11 protein-coding genes are annotated in these 9,939 nt (G+C 46.7%); 4 read left to right on the top strand and 7 right to left on the bottom strand.

Annotated elements, in window-relative coordinates:
* Positions 1–217 precede the first annotated feature (217 nt).
* Together C7445_RS15075 and C7445_RS13770 are read left to right on the top strand one after the other, a co-directional pair.
* Positions 218–595, top strand: a complete 378-nt coding sequence (locus C7445_RS15075) for a type II toxin-antitoxin system RelE/ParE family toxin (protein ID WP_134161237.1) — start codon at positions 218–220, stop codon at positions 593–595.
* Complete coding sequence (locus C7445_RS13770) at positions 588–887, top strand: helix-turn-helix domain-containing protein (protein ID WP_134161235.1); 300 nt, start codon at positions 588–590, stop codon at positions 885–887. The genes C7445_RS15075 and C7445_RS13770 overlap by 8 nt, the downstream gene beginning before the upstream one ends.
* Before the next feature lie 164 nt (positions 888–1,051).
* Here C7445_RS13770 and C7445_RS14720 read toward each other — a convergent pair whose 3' ends face one another.
* From C7445_RS14720 to C7445_RS13760, 3 genes are all read right to left on the bottom strand, one after another.
* Entirely contained in the window at positions 1,052–1,216 is a 165-nt protein-coding gene (locus C7445_RS14720; RefSeq protein WP_166669168.1) for a hypothetical protein, read from the bottom strand.
* A gap of 168 nt (positions 1,217–1,384) precedes the next feature.
* A complete protein-coding gene (locus C7445_RS13765; RefSeq protein WP_208320927.1) occupies positions 1,385–2,470 on the bottom strand; it encodes a restriction endonuclease in 1,086 nt (361 codons plus the stop codon).
* On the bottom strand, positions 2,395–3,594 hold the full coding sequence (locus C7445_RS13760) for a DNA cytosine methyltransferase (RefSeq protein WP_134161233.1): 1,200 nt from the start codon (positions 3,592–3,594) through the stop codon (positions 2,395–2,397). The genes C7445_RS13765 and C7445_RS13760 overlap by 76 nt, the downstream gene beginning before the upstream one ends.
* Before the next feature lie 164 nt (positions 3,595–3,758).
* Here C7445_RS13760 and C7445_RS13755 point away from each other — a divergent pair, with 164 nt between their 5' ends.
* Complete coding sequence (locus C7445_RS13755) at positions 3,759–4,388, top strand: MerR family transcriptional regulator (RefSeq protein WP_134161231.1); 630 nt, start codon at positions 3,759–3,761, stop codon at positions 4,386–4,388.
* Positions 4,389–4,469: 81 nt separating this feature from the next.
* Here the strand turns inward: C7445_RS13755 and C7445_RS13750 are convergent, their stop codons facing one another.
* Positions 4,470–4,697, bottom strand: a complete 228-nt coding sequence (locus C7445_RS13750; RefSeq protein ID WP_134161229.1) for a hypothetical protein — start codon at positions 4,695–4,697, stop codon at positions 4,470–4,472.
* A 219-nt stretch (positions 4,698–4,916) separates the two neighbouring features.
* Here C7445_RS13750 and C7445_RS13745 point away from each other — a divergent pair, with 219 nt between their 5' ends.
* Positions 4,917–5,528 carry a recombinase family protein gene (locus C7445_RS13745; protein WP_134161227.1) on the top strand — a complete coding sequence of 204 codons (612 nt, stop codon included), beginning with the start codon at positions 4,917–4,919 and terminating at the stop codon, positions 5,526–5,528.
* Here the strand turns inward: C7445_RS13745 and C7445_RS13740 are convergent.
* The 3 genes from C7445_RS13740 to C7445_RS13730 form a co-directional block, all read right to left on the bottom strand.
* Positions 5,518–6,018, bottom strand: coding sequence for a hypothetical protein (locus tag C7445_RS13740; RefSeq protein WP_134161225.1), 501 nt, complete (start codon positions 6,016–6,018; stop codon positions 5,518–5,520). The genes C7445_RS13745 and C7445_RS13740 overlap by 11 nt on opposite strands.
* Before the next feature lie 395 nt (positions 6,019–6,413).
* Positions 6,414–8,066 carry a DNA-primase RepB domain-containing protein gene (locus C7445_RS13735; protein WP_134161223.1) on the bottom strand — a complete coding sequence of 551 codons (1,653 nt, stop codon included), beginning with the start codon at positions 8,064–8,066 and terminating at the stop codon, positions 6,414–6,416.
* Positions 8,067–8,400: 334 nt separating this feature from the next.
* Positions 8,401–9,309 carry a tyrosine-type recombinase/integrase gene (locus tag C7445_RS13730; protein ID WP_134161221.1) on the bottom strand — a complete coding sequence of 303 codons (909 nt, stop codon included), beginning with the start codon at positions 9,307–9,309 and terminating at the stop codon, positions 8,401–8,403.
* Positions 9,310–9,939 lie beyond the last annotated feature (630 nt).

Below are 9,939 nucleotides of genomic sequence, written 5' to 3'. Positions count from 1 at the left end.
GATGTGTGGTACTTGCTTTCTTATACACACCTGGGAGGCAAAAAATAAGACCATGGTTCCCCACGGTCACACAATACTTTCATACGTTAACGTATTAATACATCCTTTGGTGGTACATTTTATACCCTCAAAGGTGACATTCTGAGCCGCATAATCCACGAAAATTTAGGTACGCTATGGCATGTTTAAAACATAACACATATGTTATACTTACAATATGACATGGAGCACACAATTTTACCGAAGAGAAAATGGTGATTCGCCTGTCGAGGAGTATTTGGACTCATTGCCCGTCAAACACAGGGCAAAGGTGTTACGTTCCTTCGCACTCCTGAAGGAGTTCGGACCTGGTATCGGTGATCCGCATGTCGAGAACATCGTCGAGAACATACGGTGTTTGCGTGTGAAACAAGGGAGCGACATTTTTCGGGTCTTCTTTTTCACATGGGTGGACCGAAAGCTGATTTTACTTCATGGCTTTTCGAAGAAAACACAAAAGACTCCGCCAAAGGAAATTGAACGGGCACTCCGATACAGAGACGATTTTCTGAGACAACAGAAAAAGGCAGAGAAAGGACGTGACAACGATGAGTGATGATCTGGAGAAATACCTTGCCAAGCAAATGGAAGACCCTGAATTTCGCGAAGCATGGGCAGAGTCTCAACTTGAGTATGAAGTCGCTCGGCAACTGATTCAGCTTCGGAAAAGCAGAGGAATGACTCAGAAGCAACTCGCGGCACGCCTTCGCACAAAACAATCCGAGATCGCCAGAATCGAGAACGGGAATCAAAACATCTCTTTGGGTAAACTCCGTAAGATTGCAGAGGCAATGGGTGGACACGTCGTCGTCAAAATCGAACCCGCTCCTGAATTACAGAAACAGTGAACTGATGGCACACTTAAACTGCAACAAGGAAGGGCACAACCAGTAGGACCGGCCGCGGCCGATCCTACTGGTTGTTTACAATTCTCTTCAGCAATTCTGATTCCAATTTTAGTTTCTCCTCTGGAGGTGATAAGACTGGCATTGGAGCGTTAATGCCCGGCTTTTTAACGATTTTCCCCACGCTCACACACCTGCCTGTAAGGATTTTTCAATGTTTGAAGTTGATCCTGTAGCTTCTTGATGGTTCTCATCGTTGGTCCGTTCATGTAGTTAATTTTCGTTTCAGGAAACAGAACCTTGTCGAGCAGAAGAGGCTTCTTTTGCTTCATTGAGAATCCCCTCCTTCAATTTTAAATGTTTCGTTACTACGGAGATTTTGACACGATCTCACTATTTTTGATGAATTTCATTCGTCTATTCTTGTTATAGACAGAAAGGAAGCCTGCCAACACGCTTTGCCGTTTAATCATGCCATCCGTCCCTACGTTTGAACCATTTTAAGATGGTGGAAGCTGCAGAGTCGGTTCCATGAAGCTGTCCAGAAATTCTTCTGTAACCCCACGAATCTTTCGACGTTGGCATAAAGCGTACAGTTCTTCGACAGCAGAATACGGAAAGAAACGAGCATCCAGATCCCTGAACTGTTCCCGATTTGCTTCGCGAAAGACCTTTTGGCGGTCGTCATCGGGTGCAACGATAACGTATCGGGTTTTAAATGATGGAATAGCATCACGGAGTCCTTTCATCCGCGTCAGTCCACTTGTTACCCCTGTACTGTGTTCCACTTCCAATACAGCAGGCATCAGTTTTCCGTTCTTGAACCAGATGCAATCAATGAGTCGTGCCGCTTGATAAGCATCCTCAAAAGCCGCGATAATCCGTTCATTTTGAAGGGATTGCACTACACCATCCATTTCTACAATAGGCTGGTTGTTATAAATGATCCCTTTGTCATTCTGGGCGATCCACGTTCTGAACCCAAGTTGCTCACCGATCTTAATTAAGGCAATTTGGATTTGTGAATGACGACGCTGAACTTCAATATCGATTTCAGGTGTATCGTTTGGCACAACCAAAGCATCATAATAGGCTTCAACAGTCGGCACTTCGGAGATGACGATCTGGGTGTCCATCTTCACCAATTTTCCCAGTTCGTGCGGTTCTTCAGGGTGCCAAATTAGATGCTTATGTCCAGCCTTTATCTTAGATTTAGCCGAAGACGTACTCTCAATACGACCTGGATAACAGTAATAGAATTGCGGGGTATGTGCAAGCAAGGACTCAAGCACTGAACGAGTGTTGTAGCTTGCACCGAGCACCCGATCCAAGTTTATTGGCTGATTCTGGGTGATAGAATTGGCTACGCGCCAAATCATCTGCGATGAAATGGATTCTTCCTTCGCCTTTGCAGACGCTCCACCTTCCGCGGGATTGTATCGCTTGATAACAATGGGACCCTCTGGCATGGTCACGCGAACAATCTCGATGACCCCACGAGTTTTACGGTTTATATAGTGATAGACACGGTTTTTTGGTAGTCCATCGATGGCTGAAACGATGTCCGATGCTGTAACACGTTGCATGTGGAGACCCCCAAGAAATCAAGAATGGTTCTTGCAATTCCACTTGCCGCAAGGAACGGAACGCCATTTCCGACTGTCTTGAAGGCATCCGTTAAAGTCATGTCTTGAGGTAATGTGTACTCCTTGGGCAACGATTGGATTGCTAACGCCTCGGCTACCGAAATCCGCCGCGCTTTATATGGATGCAAATGCACTTCGTTGTTGCCGTATGCCGCCGTTGGTGAATACCGCCATCGATGCAAACGTTTATAGGACTTTTTGCTATCGTCACCTTCGTCAATAACAGTAAACTTAGCTAATCCCGCACGCGGCTGAAAATACTGCGCGGCATTTGGATGATGCTCCACGTCATTTTTGCGAAACCAATGCTCAACCGTCAGTTCTCGCGGAATCCCTGTTGGGCATGGGCGAAGTATATCCTCACAGAATGAATCGGTCGTTGGCCAAGGATAGTTAAACACATCCGAAGCTGGATACTTGATGTGATTCATCCAAGGGAACAATTCTTCTGGCAAAATCGATAAATCCACTTGATAACCCAAATCTTTAAGAACATCCTTTTGAAAGCCAACCAGGATAATCCGTTCGCGGTATTGAGGTACTCCATATTCCAGAGAGTTAATGAGCCTCTCTGTTGTGACGTATCCGTTCGCGTGGAGCTTCTGCTTCATCTCTTCATAAAAGACACGATGCTTGGCTGTCTTCCAAAGCCCCTTCACGTTTTCAAATAAGAAAAACGATGGGTGTTGCTGACAGATCAGTTCCACGTAAGTAGCCGTCAATTTGCCATTGTCACCAGTGCGTCCGCGATTTTTACCACCCACACTGAAATCAGGACATGGCGGTCCCCCGATAAACCCGACCAGACCGTATTTGTCTTTGGCTTCCTGCACCAAAACGCTCAGTTCGGAACGATGCGGCTCATCGAGCAGGTTAGCAATGTCCTCCTGGTGACATCCAAACTCAGGCTCTGGAACCCCCAAAACCTTCCTGGAATGCTGGTATGTTTTTAGAAAAGGGGCGTGTAATTCATTCACGTATGCCATGTGATAGCCATTCATCTCAAAGCCAAGATCCAAAAAGCCCGCCCCTGCAAAGAACGAAAAAATGGACGGTTCACTCATAAAAACGCAACCTCTCTACCCTACATCGTGTCGAAAATATGTTCTCCTTCGACATGCCATTCCCCTGCTTTCCCGACTCATGGCGGAAGGACGAACAAGGACGGATATAGAATTCACAAGAAGGACGGATACTTTGACGACGGACGGGATGGTGGACGGATTAGATGGACGGAGCAGGCGGACGGACAATGTTGCGTAAGAAGGACCTCGTAGAAGTATTGGGTGTAGCAAAGAGCACCGTGGCGGATTGGATAAGTGAATTCCAAGTTTTCATACCGATCATTAAAGAAGGGGCTTTGACTTACTACAAACCAGAATCCGTAAATGTCTTACAAACCATCAAAACAATGCGAGAACAAAATATGCCCAAGAGTGAAATCTACGCCGTTCTCCAACAAAGGGGGTTCCCTATTACCATTTCAGAAGCGGAGGAAGATGTCCAAAAAGTATTAGGGAAGCTCGATGCCCGAAAACAATTATTAGATGTCATGAACCAGGTCGGAAATGCACTGGAGAGGCTGGCTGATCAAGAAGAAACAATTGAGCACATCGAAAAACGCCAAGATGCCTTGTCCGACCAGCAAAAATTCCTGTCAGAAAGACAGGACGAGGCGGACGGACGGGTAACGGAACTGGAACAACTGGTTCACCAATTAGAAGAAAAACACAAGACGGAACTCGAACGAATAGCCCAGAAATTCGAACAAGAACTGGAGGCGGCTCGGATGGAAATCGCTTCGACCAAAGCAGAGTTAGAAAATCGGAAAAAGCCATGGTGGAAAATTTGGAGATAGTACGAAGAAAATGAAGCAATTTCTGCGTAATTACAAGAAGTAGCGCACGGTAATTGCCGTGCGCTGCTCATCATCAGCAACCTAATCTTCATCATCAGGGAACGAGACTGGTTCCGTATAGTTAACTTCATATCGCGTTTTATCCTCTATGACAGCTTTCGTATACTGAAGTTCCTCCAGATATTCGTCGTAAAGTAAAGATGTGTCCGTTGAGGTTTTTCCCGATCTCAGTAATTTCACGATGGTCAAATCATGCGCCAATTGATTCTTCGTCACATCAAAATTTCGCTTGTGAATGTCCTGTGGCATATTGCTGACCCCCTTCTTCTTATTGAGTTGAGTATACTGGAGAGGTTGCAAAAAACCTTCCAGTTTACATTGTTCATTTATGTATACCTTTACGAACACAATTGAGACAGCCGTAAAACCCGCATTGCATGTGTTCGTAAAAGTTAAAATCAGTTTGTGAATATGTCCGTTTTCTGTGTATATAATTACGAACAGATTCAACGGAAAGGAGCACAGAAAATGGAGAACAGAAAATATGGGTACATCCGAGTCAGTGGAAAAGACCAGAACGAACAACGTCAACTGGACGCAATGAAAGCCCTGGGAATCAGTGACCGAGACATCTTCATCGACAAGCAAAGTGGAAAGGACTTCAATCGTGAACAGTATCAGCTAATGAAACGCTGTCTACGCCGAGGCGACGTGTTATACATCCACTCATTAGACCGATTCGGGAGAAACAAAGAGGAAATTCTTAACGAATGGCAAGACATCACGAAGAACATCGGCGCAGATATCATTGTCCTCGACATGCCACTTCTAAACACGACCAAATACCGAGACAGCCTGGGAAACTTTATTTCCGACCTCGTATTGCAGATTTTATCCTGGCTTGCCGAAGAGGAACGGGAACGCATCAGGAAGCGTCAGAGAGAGGGAATTGATTCAGCTTTAAATCGTGGTACGCGGTTTGGTCGCCCAAGAGCCGAGATCACAGACAAATTTCAAACTGCGTACAGCGAATGGAAAGCGGGTAACATCACAGCGACGGCGGCGATGGCTCAAGCAGGCATGAAGCGGACAACGTTCTACAAACTCGTCAAAGAACACGAGCAAGAGCTTAGTTCGTAACAGACTCCTTGCCGTACTTCCGCACAAACTCCAGAAGAGCAAATCCGATCAAATCTTGCTTCCTGTATTGCGGGTAGCAACGGTCACAAACTGCATCAAACTGTTCCATGATGCCACTGTAAGTTTTAAGCGACCTCGTTACGACTGCCCCATGTTGGTACAGGTCACGAAAATCAAACCCCATGGATGGCTGTAATTGACCGACCATGGCGAGCAACTGATCTTTCACAGCCAACAAATCCAGAAGCCCTTGAAGTTCCTCCTGATCTGTCTTCTGCGACTTCACGCCGTCATCAGGCACATACTGACTCAATTGCCGATTGTACCGATACCCCAAAGACTCCATATGCTCTCGAAGCCAGGTAACAGAGCAACCTGTAACCTCCAGTACCGCCTCCTTCAGAGGCTTCACCTTCAACGCATTATTGATTTGTTCAAGCTTCTCTGCGGATGTAAGACTGAGAAATTGCCGTTGTAATTCCTTAATCATGAAAATCCTCCTATTGTGTTATTAATGCAACACATTTGCGCTATTACTGACATCCTTATACGCAAAAATGATTACTCCAATAACACAATAAGCAAATGAAACAGCCGTCCGACTAAAACGAGCCTCTAAATTGGCTTGTAAGGCGTTTAGAGCAGGCTCCAAGACCTTTCATACCTAAAGCCAAGAAGTCGCGTCAGACAAGCCCTCAGACGCCGCAGATACGATAGTCCAAAGAAAAAGACAAGGACTGCCTGTGGATTTGATGGACAACTCAAAGAACGAGTTGCCCACAAGCTCCACAGGCACCACACAGGGGAAACCGCTTCGCTCCTCCCCCTCTGGGCTTCGCCCATTCACCCCCTCCCACTCCTCCTCCAACTGCACAGAGAGAGACATCAGGATGAGTCAGAAGCCGCAACCTCCTGCAAAGCCATGCGACCAATAGCAGTAGACACATACGAATCCCAAAGAGTGACCAGGGATGCACCCCCAAAATCAGCCGACTCAAAGCAAGCAACCAAAGCAACAGAATCAGGTTCTTCAGACAGAATTGAATCCCCCAAACACCCGTAGACAGGGCCAGGAGACCCCCCCTTAATATAAAGAGCCGTTTCATTTAACTTTTTCTTGATTTGAGATACACGGGCTGATGTAATCCCTAATCTCTCCGCGATCTCTTTCTGTTTCAAGCCCTCTGACAGCAGAGATGCCACCTGCTGGATCATGTCCTGTCTCTGTTGCTCACGGCTGGTCAGTCCATTCGCATTGCGTCTTTCATCCCGTCTGCGGGCATTATTCCTCGAATACTTAACCTCCGTGCCAACTATAACGGATAGGTGCTTTTGCTCTTCAGGCGTGATCTCAAAGATCCTGATTAAAGACTCGTTTTTGTAGTTATAGCCATAGCCATGTCGCATCTGTTTACCTTGGTACTCGACCATCTCATCAGATAGAAAAGCCTGAGATGCCTTATCTGCGGATTTCGTGGCTTGTAAGACCTCATGTTCAGGCAAGGGTTCCGTGAACTTGCGATTGACCTCCAGGATAAATTCAGTAGCTTTCTCATCATTCTCGACTATGCTTGTCCAGTATCGAAGCAAGAACAAGGTAAGCTCCCGATGTCCCGTCATATTCCAGCCCCGAATGTTGCATAAAGTCAACAAATCATCTATTCTTCCCTTGTGTAACGTGTAAGTGTTTTTTGTCTTTAACCGTGTGATGGACGAAGGCTCCGCGAAAGCCTTTGTCCGTTTTCTTTTTACGGGCTTCTTCTTTTTGCTCGGAAACTCTGGATATTGGTCACGGAACCAATCATCGTGATATCTTTGCGGCAGGTACTCATCAATGAACTGTCGCATCGTGTATACAGCATCAGGATTGTACTCGATAATTTGAGCCATCCGACCCGTCTTGCTGTTCCTGGTCCCAGGAATCCGAAGCACACGGCTTGCATCCTTACATGCCTCGTCCGCTCCGTACTCTGCAAGCAAATCAACCAGGTACTCCTGAATCTTCCTGTAGAGCGTTAGAGCCTTCTGGCTTTGCCCAGGAACCGTTTCAATCTTCCAAACGAGGTAAAGTCCATTACCACTGTCAATCCAGAACGTCGGGGCAGGGATTTCACCGTATCGAATCAAGTCTTCCTTAATCGAATAGATGGCGTATGCAGGCAAAACATCCGTCTTGTATACATCGAGATCAACGTAGAAAGCATTCAGTTCAAAGGCACTCTCTTCGTTCCTTTTTGGACGATTGAATGTATTCACCGTCATGTACGAATCCAAATCAACGTCGATTAGTTCTTCGCAAATGTCTGCATAGCGGTAGTGCCGCTGTTTCCAATTCGGCGTTTTCTTTGCAAGGGCAATCCAGCCTTTATTGTCACCATGTAGGACAGAGATGTAATCCATCATGGTGAAACCGCATCCTGCGTCAACAGGTTCAGGTACGCGGGAACGTGACTCTTTATTGATTCGCTCGACCCATTCTCCAATGTCCAGATCATCGTCTTCTTCAACCAAAAATGGCTCGTTTTCCGCAACTAACAATAAAAACACCTCCTTTCTCGTCTGAGAGGAGGCTCGTACCACACCCGATTCACTTCAGCTCTACTTCCAACCATTTACCATCAGGTAGACCCAAAAAGCATTGATAATATCGCGCCTTTTGGATATACTAATAGCAAATAGTTGGTTCGTAGAGCTTGTAGGGTGACCTTGGCGGGGAGTGCTACAAGCTCTCTCTATTTTATTGTTTGTAGTCGATACCCGACTGAATCTACCAAAAATATCTATGTTTCCTCGTATTATACGCGAAATTATGAGGATGATAAATAGTTTTGATGTCGAACCCCCAACATCATCGAACATATATTCCTGTTTTCTAATTAACCGTATAGATCCGTGTCACATCGTCGCGCTCGTGGCCAAGTAACGCACTTACCTCCAAACGAGCTTTTCGGTCGGTCAAACCTCGCTCGATGGCTTCTTGGTAACGCTTCTGTGCGTAGGCGTGTCGCAAACCGTGAAAAGTAATACGTTCGATGATTGCCTCTCCCTGGTCTCGCGCCTGCTCTCGGCTTTGGTCTTGAAAATGCTCCCGATTGCGATTGATAAAGTTCTGAACCTGCTTGATAACGAGGTGCGTCTTCTCACCCTCACGGACGAACAATTTCTGTCCGCGCTCCACGTCTTGAATTCGCTCCTGAAGCATTTCCCTCGACTCTCTGGACAACGGCACGTCCCGTTCCCGTCCGCCTTTCCCGACCACATGGAGCACACCCGTCTTGATAGCCTTCTCAGCCGCGCTCCTGTCGAGTTTGAGGGTCTCGTGGATGCGGAGTCCTTCATTCCTTGCTAAAGTGGCGATTTGGGCTATTCTGGCTTGTCCACGGGCATGACAGAGGTCTCTAAATGCCTGATATTCATCGTGGCTCCATGCCCGATTTACGCCTCCAAATGACCGCTTTTCTAAGTTGAATCGGGAGTTGTCAGAAAGCTGGTTACGAGGATGATCCAGCTTGTCATGATAAAAGCGGATCGCGGAAAGGTCATTTTTGATGGTGGATGCGGCGAGTCCTCTGGATTGCATGTCCGACACATACCGCTCCAAGTGCTTGTCCGATATGTTCGCAAACTTCTGCAGTCCATACTCTTTGGCCAGAAACTTACAGAACCGATCTACTGCCTCATGGTATCGTTCCTTTGTCTTGAAACTGCCCTGGCGATTGTGCTTCGCGATCTTATCAATCTGACTCTTCAGATTTCTGTAGAGATTCTCTTCTCGGCTCATTTTAGTTTCACCCCCTCTTGAAAAATTGCATAGCAAAGCCTTGCTATGTATCGTAGCGATACCGCATTTCCGCCGAATCACCGTGTATCGTCTTGTCTAAATGACTTCTTTGCAGGGCATCCGTCCGCCCGTCCGTCCGTCTGTCTCTGTATCCTCTTCGCGTCTACAGAGACAGACTACTTTAGTGTCATAGCCGCATATTGCATGTTGAGTAATTCATCGGCATATACCGCTTCGCGGTGCGCCTACGGCGCAATGCCATCTCCCGTGACCGCCAGTGCGGTTGCCCGTGGGCAGGGAGTTGTCGGTGGAGCCTTTTATCCTTGTGCTCCTCAAGTGTTTGTTTGATCCATCGTAGCGCTCCATAGCTGTCTATGGTTGCCATGTGCGATACATCACCAACCACGGTCGCATCGACCGCACGCCTGATTTACGCCTCTTTCCCTTCTGCATCTCTGACCTGGCTTATCTCCTCCATCCCCTGTTTGATCTTTTGTGGTTTACCCCTGACTTAACTGAAACGAACGCTTCTCCTGATGTGTGGTACTTGCTTTCTTATACACACCTGGGAGGCAAAAAATAAGACCATGGTTCCCCACGGTCACACAATACTTTCATACGTTAACGTAT

Source organism: Alicyclobacillus sacchari, from assembly GCF_004366795.1.
In the GTDB taxonomy this organism is placed as follows: Bacteria; Bacillota; Bacilli; order Alicyclobacillales; family Alicyclobacillaceae; genus Alicyclobacillus; species Alicyclobacillus sacchari.
This window is presented reverse-complemented; position numbering and strand designations above follow the sequence as displayed.

What these genes read in the sequence shown, in the direction of transcription:
- C7445_RS15075 (WP_134161237.1), top strand. Translation starts at nt 218, where the DNA reads ATGACATGGAGCACACAATTTTACCGAAGAGAAAATGGTGATTCGCCT.
- C7445_RS13770 (WP_134161235.1), top strand. Translation starts at nt 588, where the DNA reads ATGAGTGATGATCTGGAGAAATACCTTGCCAAGCAAATGGAAGACCCT.
- C7445_RS14720 (WP_166669168.1), bottom strand. Translation starts at nt 1,216, where the DNA reads ATGAAGCAAAAGAAGCCTCTTCTGCTCGACAAGGTTCTGTTTCCTGAA.
- C7445_RS13765 (WP_208320927.1), bottom strand. Translation starts at nt 2,470, where the DNA reads ATGCAACGTGTTACAGCATCGGACATCGTTTCAGCCATCGATGGACTA.
- C7445_RS13760 (WP_134161233.1), bottom strand. Translation starts at nt 3,594, where the DNA reads ATGAGTGAACCGTCCATTTTTTCGTTCTTTGCAGGGGCGGGCTTTTTG.
- C7445_RS13755 (WP_134161231.1), top strand. Translation starts at nt 3,759, where the DNA reads ATGGACGGAGCAGGCGGACGGACAATGTTGCGTAAGAAGGACCTCGTA.
- C7445_RS13750 (WP_134161229.1), bottom strand. Translation starts at nt 4,697, where the DNA reads ATGCCACAGGACATTCACAAGCGAAATTTTGATGTGACGAAGAATCAA.
- C7445_RS13745 (WP_134161227.1), top strand. Translation starts at nt 4,917, where the DNA reads ATGGAGAACAGAAAATATGGGTACATCCGAGTCAGTGGAAAAGACCAG.
- C7445_RS13740 (WP_134161225.1), bottom strand. Translation starts at nt 6,018, where the DNA reads ATGATTAAGGAATTACAACGGCAATTTCTCAGTCTTACATCCGCAGAG.
- C7445_RS13730 (WP_134161221.1), bottom strand. Translation starts at nt 9,309, where the DNA reads ATGAGCCGAGAAGAGAATCTCTACAGAAATCTGAAGAGTCAGATTGAT.